Source organism: Nonomuraea sp. NPDC047897 (assembly GCF_043204415.1).
GTDB lineage: Bacteria > Actinomycetota > Actinomycetes > Streptosporangiales > Streptosporangiaceae > Nonomuraea.
The window spans coordinates 20,361-33,915 of sequence record NZ_JBIDCC010000026.1 but is presented as its reverse complement, the minus strand read 5'-3'; the positions used below and the strand labels follow the sequence as shown (position 1 = coordinate 33,915).

The following is a 13,555-nucleotide window of genomic DNA, read 5'->3' as shown; positions in this document are numbered from 1 at the left end:
AGCCGTCCGGCGCACCACGAACGCCTCGCCCGGGCCGTCCACGCGGCCGTCCACCGTGGCGTCGATGAGTGGCACGTCCGTGACTGACGGTCACGAATGCGGGGAAGTAGCATGTGGGCGAAGGCGAGATCCGCGACAATGAGCAGGTGACCGCGATGGCGACGACCGAACCGACCACCGGGCGCACGGTCCTTCCCGGCGTGCCACCCTTCACTGTCGACGACCTGCTCAAGTTCCCCGACGACGGGAATCGCTATGAGCTCTTCAACGGGAGCCTTCTGGTGAGCCCTGCCCCCACCCCCCTGCACCAGCTCGCCATCACGGAGATGCTCTACGTGCTGCGACGAGCGAGCCCGCCCGACCTGGTGCCGCTCACGACCGTGAATCTGAGGGTGAGCGACAGGGACTACTACATTCCCGACATCGTGGTGGTGCCGAAGGCGTCCGTGGAGTCCGTGCCGCTGATGTTCTCGCCCGGCGATGTCCGGCTGGCGGTAGAAGTGGTGAGCCCGAGCACGCAGGGGCGCGACAGAGCCCTCAAGGCGAGTGCCTACGCGGCGGGCGGCATCCCCTCCTACTGGCGGATCGAGCTGGCCGAAGGCCCCGCTCTCCACGTCTACGAGCTCGACGGCAAGACCTACGGGCCACCGGTCGCCCACAAGGCCGGAACCGTCGTCACCCTGCAGCAGCCGTACACCGTCAGCCTCGACCCCGCCGATCTGATCGCCTAGCGGCTGAGTGAGCCGTCCGGCGCCGTCCGGACGCCGTAGTCCTCCTCGGCACCTCGCCGGGTGACGCGGCCCGCCGCCAGGTCCGCCGCCACAGCCCCGAGATCGCGCTCCCCGGGCGGGCCGATGCCGCCGCCGCCCGTCGTCTCCACCACGAACGCCTCGCCCGCCGCGAAGCGGACGTTGTTCACCTTGGACGGGAGTCGTTCCAGCCGGCCGTCCCGGTGACGCTTGAGGAAGCCGCCCACGCGGCCCGGCAGCCCGCCGTCGCGGCCCGGCGGGGCCAGCCGCAGCCGGTCGCCCCGCGTGGTGACGTGGCAGTCGGCCAGGAACCGGTGGACCGTGCGTGAGCCGAGCCCGCCCCGCCACCGGCCCGGGCCGCCCGAGTCGGGGATCGTCTCGACCGACTCCACCACGAGCGGGCAGCGGCTCTCCACCGGCTCGGCCTGCGGCACCGAGTTGCGGCCGATGCCGAAGTGCACGCCCGTCGCGTCCGGCCCGTCGAGTCCCCGCCGCGCTCCCACCCCGCCGAAGTCGTAGGCGAGGTGGATCCAGTACGGCGCGCCCACGGCGGCGATCGAGAACGGCTGCAGGATGCCGCTGGCCGCGATGGCCCGTTCCGGCACGGCGTCCGACAGCGCCTGGAAGACGGCCTCCATGGCCGCGTAGACGGGCACGTACCGGCCGCCGCACGGGTGCGGCGAACGGGCGTCGAGCAGCGAACCCTCCGGCAGCCGCACGTCGAGCGCGCGCAGGCAGCCGTCGTTCATGGGCAGCGCCGGGTCGAGGAAGCAGCGCACCGCGAACACGGCCGCCGCCAGCGACTGGGACGCCGAGGCGTTGATCGCCGCCGGAACCTGCGGGCCGGTCCCGGCGAAGTCCAGCACCACGCCGCCGTCGCCCACCGTCACGGCCACCCGCACGTGGTGCGCGACGCCGGGTGTGATCCCGTCGTCGTCGATCGGGTACGCCGCCTCGAACCGGCCCCGGGGCAGCTCGGCCAGCGCCGCCCGGGTCATCGCCTCGGTGTGGTCCAGGTAGTCCTCGATCCCGGCGGCCAGGCCGGCCTCGCCGTACTCGCCGAGGAGCGCGCCCAGCCGGGCGGCGGCCACGGCCGTGCCGGCGACCAGCGCCCGCACGTCCCCCATGACCTTGTCCGGGGTGCGGCTGTTGGCCCGCAGGATCGCCTCGACGGCGGGTTCGAGCCCGGCGGCGGTGGCCAGGCGGACGGGCGGGAGCTGGAGTCCTTCGAGGAAGACGTCCGTGGCCAGCGGCGCCATGCCGCCGGCGGACAGCCCTCCCAGGTCCGAGACGTGGATCATGGTCGCGGTGAAGTAGGTGGGGACGCCGCCGACGAACACCGGCCGGTAGACCAGCAGGTCGTTGGTGTGCACGCCGCCGCGGTAGGCGTCGTTGAGCGCGTACACCTCGCCGGGCCGCATCGCGCCGGGCGGGACGTCCGCGAGCAGCTCGGGCAGGGCGGCCCGGAGCGCCATGCTGTTCATCAGCGTGGTGGCCACGGACTGCGCGATCAGCCGGCCGCGGGCGTCCAGGATGGCGGCGGAGGCGTCGGAGCCCTCGACTATGAACGTGGAGTACGCCGAGCGCACCACGACGATGCCGGCCTCCTCCGCGGCCACGACGAGCGCGTTGCGCAGCACCTCGGCGGTCAGCGTGTCAGGCACGCGGCGCCTCCTCGCACAGCAGGTGGACGGCCCCGGCGGGGCCGGGGGAGGCGGTCCAGCCGGGCGGCACGACGATCGTGGACTCCGGGTCCTCGACGATGGCGGGGCCGGGCAGACTCGCTGACGGGATGCTTGACGGGACGGCTGACAGGGCCGCGAGGGTGGCCCGCGTGTGCACGGGGACGTCGGCGTAGCCGCCCAGCTCCGGGAAGTACGCCGGCCGCGTGGCCACCGCCCGTGGGTCCGGGTCCATCGGCCCGGCCGGGCTCGGCGGAGCGGCGGGCGGGGGAAGGGTGACGCGGACGCGGTAGCCGACGAGCTCCACCTCGCCCCGCTGCTCGACCCCGTACACCCGGGCGTACCGGGCGAGGAACCGTGACTCCAGCACCCGCGGCGACGCGCTCCACGGCACCGTCAGCTCGTGCGACTGCCCGCGGAACCGGACGTCCACCGACCGCTCCACCCGCACCCCTGGATCGGCCGGCGTCACCCCCAGGTCGCCGGCCGCCTCCCGCGCCAGCGCGTCGAGGAGTCCGGCCGGGTCGGCGGCCCCGAGCCGCGACAGCACCCGGTCGGCCGACAGCGCGCCGGTCAGCAGCCCCGCCGCCGACGCCACCCCGCAGTGCGCCGGCACCACGACCCGGCCGATGCCGAACCGGCCGGCGACCCGCGCCGCGTGCATCGGCCCGGCCCCGCCGAACGCCACCAGGGCGAAGCCCCGCGGGTCGATGCCCCGCTGCACGGTGACCACGTGCACGGCCGAGGCCATCGCGGCGTTGACGATCGTGTGCACGGCGAGCGCCGCCTCGGCCCGGGAGACGCCGAGCGGCCCGGCCAGCCGGTCCAGGGCCTTGTCGGCGAGGGGCGGCGACAGCGGGATGGACGCCGAGCCGAGGTAGCCGAGCACGAGGTTCGCGTCGGTGACGGTCGGGTCGGCGCCGCCGAGGCCGTAGCAGGCGGGGCCGGGGGAGGAGCCGGCCGAGCGCGGGCCCACCCGCAGCGCCCCGGCCGCGTCCAGCCAGGCGATGCTGCCGCCGCCCGCGCCCACCTCGGCCAGGTCGATGGCGGGCGTCTTGATCGGCACCCCGGTCCCGGCCCGGCGGCCGCCGAAGCTGCCCTTGCCGCCCACGTGGAACTCGTGCGTGATCTCCGGCCGGCCACCCCGCACCGCGCACGCCTTGGCCGTGGTGCCGCCCATGTCGAACGAGATCACGTCCGGCAGGCCGGTGCCCGCCGCGGCCAGCACCCCCGCCGCGGGTCCCGACTCGATCGTGGCGACCGCCCGGCGGGCGGCCCGCTCGGCCGAAACGACGCCGCCGGCCGACTCCATGACGTGCACCGGCGCCCGCACCCCCAGTTCGGCCAGCCGGTCGCGCAGCCGGGACAGGTACGCGGCCATGAGCGGCCCCACGTAGGCGGACATGATGGTCGTGGTGGCCCGCTCGTACTCGCGGATCTCCGGCCACACCTCCGACGAGACGACGACGTCCGGCACCGATTCGCGCAGGATCGCCGCGGCCCGGCGCTCGTGGTCGGGGTTGGCGTAGGAGTGCAGCAGGCAGACGGCCGCCGAGGTGATGCCGCGCCGGGCGATCTCGCGGGCCGCCCGCCGTACGGACGCGGGGTCGAGGGGGGTCAGGACCTCGCCGCGCGCCGAGACCCGCTCGACCACCTCGAAGCAGTCGGCCGGGTCCACCGGCGGGGGCGGCGGCGTGAAGCGCAGGTCGTAGCGGTCCTCCTCGACCCGGGCGTAGCGGCCCAGCGGGACGACCGACCGGAACCCGCGCGTGGTGACGAAGGCGACGCGCGCGCCCCGGCGTTCGAGCACCGCGTTCGTGGCCAGTGTGGTCGCGTGGACCACGCGGGTGACGAGCGCCGGGTCGAGGCCGGTGAGCACCCGCGTAACGCCCGTCGCTATCCCCGCGATGGGGTCGTCGTGGGTGCTCAGACACTTGGCCACGGTCACCGCGCCCGAAGGGCGGCGCAGGACGACGTCGGTGAAGGTCCCGCCGACGTCCACGCCGATCGCGTACCCCATCTGCGTACGTTAGGCACTTGAGCAAGCGCTTGTCTACATTACCGTCTCTTGAACTTACGGCACGTGATTGGGACTCTTGTGATATCCCTTGCGAAACCGGGAGCGGCGATGGCGCGTCTCACAGCTCTGGCCGGCGGAGCGGCGCTCGCCCTGACCGTGACCCTGGCTCTCGTCGCCCTGCCGGTGGCGGCGCACGAGCACCCGAGCGGCATCACCGACCTGGTGACCCCCGCCGTGGTGCGCGTCGAGGCCAAGGCCCGCGTCGACATCACCCTCCTCGACCACGTCGGCGACCTCGTCCACGTCGAACGCTCCTACGACGTGCCCATCGGCGTCGGCACGGGCACCGTGGTCAGCCCCGAGGGCGCGATCGTCACCCTCACCCGGGTCGTCAAGAGCGAGCAGGACGTGGCCGTCCACGCCGCCAACAGGATCTTCGCCGAGCACCACGACGTGCGCATCCCGGCCGACTTCGAGCGGCACTCCCTCAAGGACGACGTGCTCGACCGGCACCTCAAGCAGTGCTATCCGCCCCTGTCGTCACGGGCCACCTGCATCATCGACGTCACCACCGACATCACCGTCTTCCCCAACGTCTCGCCCGCCGACCCCAAGGGACTCAAGGCGGACCTGGTCAAGGCCGGGCCGCGGCCCGACAGCCCCGCCGTGCTCATGACGTCCAGCCGCGTCGTCGGCAGCGTCGGCCTGCCCACCGCGCCGCTCGCCGACAAGGTGCCCGAGGCCGCCGGCGCGCCGGCCGGCGTGGCCGGTTTCCTCGGCCGGCCCGGACCCGACGTGCCGTACACGGTGGAGATCGCCCACCTGGGCAGGGGCGGCGGGTCCGGCGAGACCGGCAGGCCGTTCGCCGACCCCGACAAGAAGGTGGACGAGCCCGTCAAGCTGGCCGGCCTGGCCGACCGCGGCATGCGCGGCGCCCCCGTGATCGGCGACAAGGACGGCCACGTCGTCGGCATGCTCATCGGCGGAGGCAAGGCCGCCAGGATGATCGGTGTCCGGGAGATCACCGGAGCCCTGACCAAGGCCGGGATCGCCCCGCGCCGGGGCGCCATCGACGCCGCGTTCGAGGCCGCGCTCACCCGCTACCACACCAAGTACCACACCGAGGCGGCGCCCGGCTTCCAGCGCGTCCTGGAGCTCTACCCGGGCAACGTGGTCGCCGCCGCGCTGCTGAAGGAGTCGCTGGCCAAGCGCGGCGGCCCCGAGGACCTGGGCGCCCGCAAGGCCGCCGCGCCCGCGGACGGCCCGACACCGCTGTGGCCGTTCATCGTGGCCGCCGCGGTGCTGTTCGTGGTGGCCGCCCTGGGGGCGTTCGTGCTCTGGCGGCGGGGCCGGGCCGCCGAGCCCGAACCGGTCCCGCCGCCGTCCGCCACCACGCAACCCTCGCCGGCGGGCCTGCCGCTCGACGAGGGCGCCAGCCAGACGGTGGTCGTGCGCCGCTCCCAGCCGTTCGCGGTGATCCCGCGGCAGAAGCAGGCGCCGGCCGCTCTCGGCTCCCCGCCGGAAGCCTCGATCGCGTACTGCACCGCGTGCGGGATGCGGCTGGGCCAGGCCCACCGGTTCTGCGGCTACTGCGGTCACCCCAGCGAGACGTGATGCACGCGAACGACAGATCGCTCGTCGGCCAGGAGGTGGCCGGCTACTTCATCGAGGACATCGTCGGCAAGGGCGGCATGGCCGTCGTCTACCTGGCGCTCGACCCCCGGCTCAGCCGCCGCGTGGCCCTGAAGATCCTCAACCCGGTGCTCAGCGTCGACGACCGCTTCCGGCAGCGGTTCATCCTGGAGTCCAGGACGGTCGCCAGCATCGAGCATCCCAACATCATCCCCATCTACGAGGCCAACACCGACGCCGACGGCGTCCTCTACATCGCGATGCGCTACGTCGACGGGCTCGACCTGCGCCGCCTCATCTACGACCGGGGCCCGCTGCCGCTGGGCCAGGCCAACCAGATCTTCGCCCAGGTGGCCGCCGCGCTCGACGCCGCCCACGCGCACGACCTGATCCACCGCGACGTCAAGCCGGCCAACATCCTGCTGGCCGGCGACCACGTCTACCTCACCGACTTCGGCATCACCAAGCACCGCACGTCCATCTCCGGGCTGACGCAGACCGACCAGTTCATCGGCACGCCCCGCTACATGTCGCCCGAGCAGATCAACAAGGAGCACATCGACGGCCGGGCCGACCAGTACGCCCTGGCCTGCGTCGTCTACGAGGCGCTGGCCGGGAGGCTGCCCTTTCAGCGCGACAACGACATCGCGCTGCTCTGGGCGCACCTGGCCGAGCAGCCCACGCCGCTGTCGCGGATGCGGCCGGAGCTGCCGCCGGAGGTCGACGCGGTCATGGCCAGGGCGCTGGCCAAGCCGCCCGAGGAGCGCTACCCGAGCTGCTCGGCGTTCGTCGCCGCGCTGCGGGAGGCGATCGGCGGCGGGCTGCCCGAGGACGTCCCCGTCGCGGCGGCCTTCCCGGCCCGCCGCAGGGGGGCGGGCCGCACGGCCCGGGGCCGGCTGCCGGTCATCGCCGCCGGCGTCACCGCCGCCGTGGCGGCGCTCGCCCTGGTCGTCCTCGTGGTGGTCAGCCAGCGCGGCGAGTCGTGGGCCCGCTACGGGAGCACCCCGGCCGCGCCCCTCAGCTTCGAGTACCCGGCCGGCTGGACCGTGCGCACCCACGAGGACCTGTTCGCGCTGGCCTCGCCGCGGGCCGCGGACTTCGAGTCGCTGTTCGTCTCGGGTGCGGGCGCCGACTGGACGAACGTGGCGCCGATCATCATCGACGACCCCGACGCCGCCACGGGCGTCTACGTGCAGGTGTCCGACACCCTCAGCACCACCGCGACCGACACGCAGATGAAGGCGATGCTCGAAGGGCTGCTGCCCGGCCGGATCGAGGTGAGCGGCCCGGTGCCCGAGCAGGCGGGCGACGCCCCGGCCACGCGCTACCTCGGCTCGCTGACCGACCGCGACAGCGGCGCCCGGCTGGGTTTCGTCGGCTACGTCGTGGAGCGCGAGCCCAAGCCGTTGCTGCTGCTCTACTTCTGTGCCAGGAACACCTGTGACGACGCCACCCAGGCGCGGGTCCGGCAGAGCGTGCGGCTGTCGTGACCCGCCGGCTGCCGACGCTCTTGTAAGTGACTTGCGTACGGCTTGACCTGGGTGTTCAACGCCTCCGGCGTTGTCTACGCTCCGCCTGTGGGAATACGCATCGTCATCGTGGACGACCAGGCGATGATCAGGGCCGGCCTGCGCATGATCGTCGAGACCGAGCCCGGCATGGAGGTGGTCGGCGAGGCCGCCGACGGGCGTGAGGCGATCATCGTGGCCCGGCGCACCCGGCCGGACATCGTCCTCATGGACATCTCGATGCCGCGCCTGGACGGACTGTCGGCGGCCAGGGAGCTGCTCGACACCCCTTCGCCGCCGAAGGTGATCACGCTGACCACGTTCGACAGCGACGAGAACCTCTACGCGGCCCTGCGGGCCGGCACCAGCGGCTTCCTGTTGAAGGTGTCGCCGCCGGAGCAGCTCATCGAGGCGATCAGGGTGGTGCACGCGGGCGACGCGCTGCTCGACCCGGCCGTGACCAGCCGGGTGATCGCCACCTTCGCCGGCCGGCGCGAGCCGGCGCCCTCGCCCCTGCTGGCCGGGCTGACGCCGCGCGAGCTGGAGGTGCTGCGGCTGCTGGCGCGCGGCATCACCAACGCCGAGATCGCGGCCGAGCTGTACGTCGGCGAGGCCACGGTCAAGACGCACGTGGCCCGGGTGCTGATGAAGCTCGGCCTGCGCGACCGGGCGCAGGCCGTCGTCTTCGCGTACGAGACCGGGGTGGTGCGACCCGGAGTGACGTGAATCTCATCCTGTGGACCCTTTTTGGGGTTTTCGGCTGACCTGTGTGTATATTTTCCGTTAGAACGCGGGAGTTACAGGAGATCTTTCATGCAGGCTTTCCCGAGGGTCCTGTTCGACGAGGCGCACAGCGAGTCGTGGACGATCCGGCGAGAGGTGGCCGAGGCCATCAACGCCGCCCACCCCGACGACAACAGCTACGCCCGTGCCGCCGCGCTGCTGCGGCACCTGGGGCACACGGTGACCGCCCACACCGGCGGCCCGCTCACCGCCGAGACGCTCGCCGGGCAGGACGTGCTCGTCATCGCGCACCCGGCGGGGGAGCGCTGGGAGCGCACCACCGGCCTCGGCGACCCCGTCTTCTCCGCCGCCGAGATCGCGGCCGTCCGCGACTTCGTCGCCGGCGGCGGCGGGCTCGTCGTGCTCGCCGAGGAGGAACAGGACAAGTACGGCAACAACCTGGCCGACCTGCTCGCCCCGTTCGGCGTCGGCGTGGAGCACACCACCGTCCGCGACCCCCGCAACGCCCACCGCGACGTCGCCACGTGGGTCGTCGCCCGCCCGGCCACCACCGACGGGCTGCTGGCCGGCGTCAAGAGCGCCTGCTTCTACCGCTCCGGCGTGCTGACCCCCGGCGAGGACGCGACCGTCCTGTTCGCCACCGGGCCGGACGCCGCCCCGGCGAACGCCCCCCTGGCCGTCGCCCTGCGCCACGGCGCGGGCCGCGTCGTCGTCTTCGCCGACTCCGACCTGTTCGGCGACGACTCCCTCGACGACCACGACCACCGCCGGCTCTGGGGCAACGTCGTCACCTGGGCCGCCCGCGTCCCCGTCCAGGCCTCCGCCGCGCCGGGCGCCGACGGCGGCGCCAAGGCCGCCCTGTTCGCCGAGCTGAAGGCGGCCGTCGAGGAGCTGCGCCCGCTGCAGGTCAAGGACGGCTCCGTCCCCGAGGGCAAGGAGCGGGCCAAGGAACTCGTCGGCGCGATCTCCGCCAAGGTCGGCGAGCTGGCGCCGTACTTCCCGCACGACGCCGCCTACCTGGACGCCGTGCGCGCCGACCTCGCCGCGTGGGCCGGCCGTGACCTCGACGTCCCCGACTTCCTCGACTCGCTGAACCTCTTCCACCCCGACACCCAGCGCGTCGACGGCCTGGAGCACCTGGTGGTGTTCCCCATGTACACCCAGAACGGCAACCCCGCCCGCAACCTGGAGGCGGTCTGGCTGCGCACCATCTGGCCCGACTGGCTGGCCCGGGTGGAGGCCGGCGGCTACGACAACCCCATGTTCGTGCCGATCGCGTTCGAGGACTTCACCTCCGGCTACGACACCCACTCGGCCGTGCTGTTCCCCGAGACCGTCGCCGTCCGGCAGGCGCCCGGGCGCTTCACCTGGGGCGGCATCTTCGCCGACCGCGAGGCCGCCCGGTTCCGGACCGTCTCCACGGCCGCCACGGCCACCCTCCGGCTCGACCTGCCCCCGGACGCCGCCCGGCTGCTGGAGTCGCAGCAGCTCGCCCAGGACACCTTCGTGCTGTGGGACCTGGTGCACGACCGCACCCACAGCCACGGCGACCTGCCGTTCGACCCGTTCATGATCAAGCAGCGGATGCCGTACTGGCTGTACTCGCTGGAGGAGCTGCGCTGCGACCTGACCGCGTACGGCGAGGCCGTGAAGCTGGAGGAGCAGGGCGTGCCGTACGCCCGCTACGTCCAGCACGCGATCCTGTTCGACCGGCTGTTCCGCTTCCCCATCACCGGTGAGCGGGTGCGCAACTACGACGGGCTCGGCGGGCAGCTCCTGTTCGCCTACCTGCACCGCAACGACATCGTCCGCTGGACCGACAACCGGCTCGCCATCGACTGGGAGCGGGTCGCGGACGGCGTGGCCGACCTGCGGGGCGAGGTCGAGAAGCTCTACCGCGACAGCATCGACCGCTCCAAGCTGGCCCACTGGCTGGCCGCCTACGAGCTGGTCGGCGCCTACGTCGAGCCGCACCCGGCCTCCACCTGGGCCAAGGGCGTCGAGGCGCTGCCGGAGGAGCAGAAGGCCAAGGTGGACGCGGTCCTGCCGGACGAGTTCCCCCTGAGCATGTTCTACGAGGCGCTGCGCCGTAAGCTGGCCGACGTGGTCGAGTCGACGAGGGGGATCCGCGGATGATCATTCTGGTGACGGGCGGCGGCGGTCCCACCGGCCAGGCCGTGTCCGAGCACTTCCGCGAGCGGGGCGACACGGTCATCGCGGTCGACAAGGACGACGTGGACCTGCTCGACCGCGCGGCCGTCCAGGACCTCGCCGCGCGGATCGAGAAGGAGCACGGCGGCGTCGACGGCGTGGTGCACCTGGTCGGCGGCTGGCGCGGCGGCAAGTCGTTCGCCGACACCGACCTCGGCGACTGGGACCTGCTGCACGACCTGCTGATCCGCACGCTGCAGCACGTCTCGCTGGCCTTCGAGCCGCAGCTTCGGCGCAGCCCGAACGGCCGCTTCGTGATCGTCTCCGCCAAGGCGGCCGAGCGGCCCACGGCGGGCGGGGCCGCCTACTCCGCCGCCAAGGCCGCGGCCGAGGCGTGGACGCTGTCGCTGGCCGACGCCCTGCGCGGCACCGGCAGCGCCGCCACCATCCTCGTCGTCAAGGCCCTGGTCAACGACGCCATGCGGGCGGCCAACCCCGAGGGGCGCTTCCCCGGGTTCACCGACGTGCGCGACCTGGCCCGGGCGATCGGCGAGCTGTACGACCGGCCGGCCGACGACGTCAACGGCATCCGATGGGACCTCACGCAGTGATCGTCAGGCACGACCCCGCACTCAAGGCGTTCGCCAGCGACAACTACGCCGGCGTGCACCCCGAGATCCTGGCCGCCATCGCCGAGGCCAACGGCGGCCACCAGATCGCCTACGGCGAGGACGTCTACACCGAGGCGCTGCAGGACGTCTTCCGGCGGCACTTCGGCGAGCGGGCGCACGCCTGGCCGGTGTTCAACGGCACCGCCGCCAACGTCGTCTCGCTGCGCGCCATGACCGCCCCCTGGGAGGCGGTCATCTGCGCCGAGACCGCCCACATCCACACCGACGAGGGCGGCGCGCCCGAGGTGGCGGGCGGCATCAAGCTGCTGACCGTTCCCACGCCCGACGGCAAGCTCACCCCCGAGCTGATCGACCGCCAGGCGTGGGGGTTCGGCGACGTGCACCGGCCTCAGCCGCGCGTGGTGTCCATCTCCAACACCACCGAGCTGGGCACCGTCTACACGCCGGACGAGGTGGCCGCGATCTGCGCCCACGCCCACGGCCTGGGCCTGCGGGTGCACCTCGACGGCTCGCGGCTCACCAACGCCGCCGCCGCCCTCGACGTGCCGATGCGGGCGCTGACCACCGACGCGGGCGTGGACGTGCTCTCGTTCGGCGGCACCAAGATCGGCATGCTGTACGGCGAGGCCGTCGTCGTGCTCGACCCCGAGGCCGCGACGGGCGTCGACTACCTGCGCAAGACGTTCATGCAGCTGTCGTCGAAGATGAGGTTCGTCTCGGCCCAGTTCGAGGCGCTGCTGTCGGGCGACCTGTGGCTGCGCAACGCGCGGCAGGCCAACGCCATGGGCCGGCGGCTGGCCGAGGCGGTGCGCGGCCTGCCCGGCGTCGAGGTGCCGCGCCCGGTGCAGGCCAACGCGGTCTTCGCGATCCTGCCCGGCGAGGTGACCGAGCGGCTGCAGAAGCGCTTCCGCTTCTACGTCTGGAACGCGGCGACGGGCGAGGTGCGCTGGATGTGCGCCTTCGACACCACCGAGGAGGACGTCGACGCCTTCGCCGCCGCCCTGGCGGAGGAGCTGGCCTGACCCGTGCGGGGCGGCCGGTCCGGGGCACACCGCCCAGGACCGGCCGCTCCGTCGTTTCGGGCCGTTCGATGTTCGCGTGAACACAGCTAGCCGCTCTCTTTCGGCGCCCTTGCGGTGACAAAACGGTACAAACGCGATAAAAACCCCTGGACCGTTGACGAGCAGTCATGTTTACGTGAACATCAGGCAGGTGACAGCAGAAGGGACTCCGCAGGCGGGCGCGCGGCGCTCGCCCAGACGGCCCTCCATGGCCGACGTCGCGGCGCTGGCAGGGGTGTCCAACCAGACCGTCTCCCGCGTCGCCAACAACCGCAGCAACGTCGAGGAGGAGACCCGGCAGCGGGTCCTGTCGGCCATGCGCGTGCTCGGCTACCGGCCCAACACCGCCGCCCGCGCCCTGGTCACCGGCCAGTTCCGCACCCTCGGCCTGATCAGTTTCGGTCTCGGCGCCTTCGGCAACGCCCGCACCGTCGAGGCCGTCACCCGAGCGGCCCAGCGCGCCGGCTACACCGTCAACATGGTCGCCGTCGAGACGCAGACCGAGCGGGCCGTGCACGAGGCGTTCGGCCGGCTCACCATGCAGGCCGTCGACGGCATCGTGCTCATCGAGGCGCAGATCCTCGACACCCCGGCGCTGCGCCTGCCGCCCGGCGTCCCCGTCGTGGTGGCCGGCGGCGACACCGGCCGCCACCACGCCATGGTCGACACCGACCAGGAACTCGGCGCCCGGCTCGTCACCCGCCACCTGCTCGACCTGGGCCACGAGACCGTCTGGCACGTCTGCGGCCCCGACGACTCCTACGCCGCCCGCCGCCGAGCCGAGTCCTGGCACGCCACGCTCAAGGAGGCCGGGGCCGCCGTGCCGCCGGTCCTGTACGGCGACTGGAGCGCCGCGGGCGGCCACGAGGCCGGCCGCCACCTGGCCCGGCAGCCCGGCGTGACCGCGGTCTTCGCCGGCAACGACCAGACGGCCATCGGCGTGCTGCGCGCGCTGGCCCAGGCCGGGCGGCGCGTCCCCGAGGACGTCAGCGTCGCCGGCTTCGACGGCCTCGACGAGGCCGCCTTCCTCTCCCCGCCGCTGACCACCGTCCGCCAGGACTTCGACATGGTGGCGGAGCGCATCGTGTCCCTCCTGATCGACCGCATCCGGACGGGTTCCACACCGGACTCCGCCGTCCTCGTGCCGCCGCGGCTCGTGGTCCGGGAGAGCACCGGCACGCCGCCCCTCTGACCAGCCCGTTCCGCACCACCCCGACAGGCCAGCGAAAGGAGGAGCGGCGCGCCCGCGCCACGCCCGGGCCCGCCGCGCCGACGATGAACGCCCCACCCCAAGACCCCGCACCCCACGACCCCGCACCCCACGACCCCGCACTTCCTGACAGTGCCTCCCGCGACCGCGCGGCCGCCGGCCGGCC

Annotated in this window: 10 protein-coding genes; 8 read left to right on the top strand and 2 right to left on the bottom strand. The window is 73.4% G+C overall.

Going from position 1 to position 13,555, the window contains the following annotated elements; translation table 11 throughout:
* The first annotated feature begins 155 nt into the window (after positions 1 to 155).
* Positions 156 to 731 (top strand): Uma2 family endonuclease, encoded by a 576-nt coding sequence (locus tag ACGF0J_RS36695; protein WP_393153676.1) that lies wholly within the window; start codon positions 156 to 158, stop codon positions 729 to 731.
* Here ACGF0J_RS36695 and ACGF0J_RS36690 read toward each other — a convergent pair.
* On the bottom strand, positions 728 to 2,413 hold the full coding sequence (locus ACGF0J_RS36690; protein WP_393153674.1) for a hydantoinase B/oxoprolinase family protein: 1,686 nt from the start codon (positions 2,411 to 2,413) through the stop codon (positions 728 to 730). The genes ACGF0J_RS36695 and ACGF0J_RS36690 overlap by 4 nt on opposite strands.
* The gene (locus tag ACGF0J_RS36685) at positions 2,406 to 4,451 is read right to left on the bottom strand and encodes a hydantoinase/oxoprolinase family protein (RefSeq protein ID WP_393153672.1); all 2,046 of its coding nucleotides are present in this window, start codon (positions 4,449 to 4,451) and stop codon (positions 2,406 to 2,408) included. Before ACGF0J_RS36685 ends, ACGF0J_RS36690 begins: the two co-directional genes overlap by 8 nt.
* 108 nt (positions 4,452 to 4,559) lie before the next feature.
* Between ACGF0J_RS36685 and ACGF0J_RS36680 the strand changes: the two genes are divergently transcribed.
* The 7 genes from ACGF0J_RS36680 to ACGF0J_RS36650 all read left to right on the top strand — a co-directional run bounded on the left by ACGF0J_RS36680 (position 4,560) and on the right by ACGF0J_RS36650 (position 13,371).
* The gene (locus ACGF0J_RS36680; protein ID WP_393153670.1) at positions 4,560 to 6,065 is read left to right on the top strand and encodes a hypothetical protein; all 1,506 of its coding nucleotides are present in this window, start codon (positions 4,560 to 4,562) and stop codon (positions 6,063 to 6,065) included.
* Positions 6,065 to 7,573: a serine/threonine protein kinase gene (locus ACGF0J_RS36675; protein ID WP_393153668.1), complete on the top strand. Its 1,509-nt coding sequence runs from the start codon at positions 6,065 to 6,067 to the stop codon at positions 7,571 to 7,573. The genes ACGF0J_RS36680 and ACGF0J_RS36675 overlap by 1 nt, the downstream gene beginning before the upstream one ends.
* Positions 7,574 to 7,660: 87 nt before the next feature.
* Positions 7,661 to 8,317, top strand: coding sequence for a response regulator (locus ACGF0J_RS36670; protein ID WP_393153666.1), 657 nt, complete (start codon positions 7,661 to 7,663; stop codon positions 8,315 to 8,317).
* An 87-nt stretch (positions 8,318 to 8,404) separates the two neighbouring features.
* The gene (locus ACGF0J_RS36665; RefSeq protein ID WP_393153664.1) at positions 8,405 to 10,471 is read left to right on the top strand and encodes a DUF6421 family protein; all 2,067 of its coding nucleotides are present in this window, start codon (positions 8,405 to 8,407) and stop codon (positions 10,469 to 10,471) included.
* Positions 10,468 to 11,097 (top strand): SDR family NAD(P)-dependent oxidoreductase, encoded by a 630-nt coding sequence (locus ACGF0J_RS36660; RefSeq protein WP_393153662.1) that lies wholly within the window; start codon positions 10,468 to 10,470, stop codon positions 11,095 to 11,097. The genes ACGF0J_RS36665 and ACGF0J_RS36660 overlap by 4 nt, the downstream gene beginning before the upstream one ends.
* Positions 11,079 to 12,140 (top strand): threonine aldolase family protein, encoded by a 1,062-nt coding sequence (locus ACGF0J_RS36655; protein ID WP_393153660.1) that lies wholly within the window; start codon positions 11,079 to 11,081, stop codon positions 12,138 to 12,140. Before ACGF0J_RS36660 ends, ACGF0J_RS36655 begins: the two co-directional genes overlap by 19 nt.
* 190 nt (positions 12,141 to 12,330) lie before the next feature.
* Positions 12,331 to 13,371, top strand: coding sequence for a LacI family DNA-binding transcriptional regulator (locus tag ACGF0J_RS36650; protein WP_393153658.1), 1,041 nt, complete (start codon positions 12,331 to 12,333; stop codon positions 13,369 to 13,371).
* The last annotated feature ends 184 nt before the right edge of the window (positions 13,372 to 13,555 follow it).

Excerpts from the sequence above, each read along its gene's own strand:
- ACGF0J_RS36665 (WP_393153664.1), top strand. The coding sequence starts at position 8,405 with ATGCAGGCTTTCCCGAGGGTCCTGTTCGACGAGGCGCACAGCGAGTCG.
- ACGF0J_RS36680 (WP_393153670.1), top strand. The coding sequence starts at position 4,560 with ATGGCGCGTCTCACAGCTCTGGCCGGCGGAGCGGCGCTCGCCCTGACC.
- ACGF0J_RS36655 (WP_393153660.1), top strand. The coding sequence starts at position 11,079 with ATGGGACCTCACGCAGTGATCGTCAGGCACGACCCCGCACTCAAGGCG.
- ACGF0J_RS36660 (WP_393153662.1), top strand. The coding sequence starts at position 10,468 with ATGATCATTCTGGTGACGGGCGGCGGCGGTCCCACCGGCCAGGCCGTG.
- ACGF0J_RS36685 (WP_393153672.1), bottom strand. The coding sequence starts at position 4,451 with ATGGGGTACGCGATCGGCGTGGACGTCGGCGGGACCTTCACCGACGTC.
- ACGF0J_RS36695 (WP_393153676.1), top strand. The coding sequence starts at position 156 with ATGGCGACGACCGAACCGACCACCGGGCGCACGGTCCTTCCCGGCGTG.
- ACGF0J_RS36675 (WP_393153668.1), top strand. The coding sequence starts at position 6,065 with ATGCACGCGAACGACAGATCGCTCGTCGGCCAGGAGGTGGCCGGCTAC.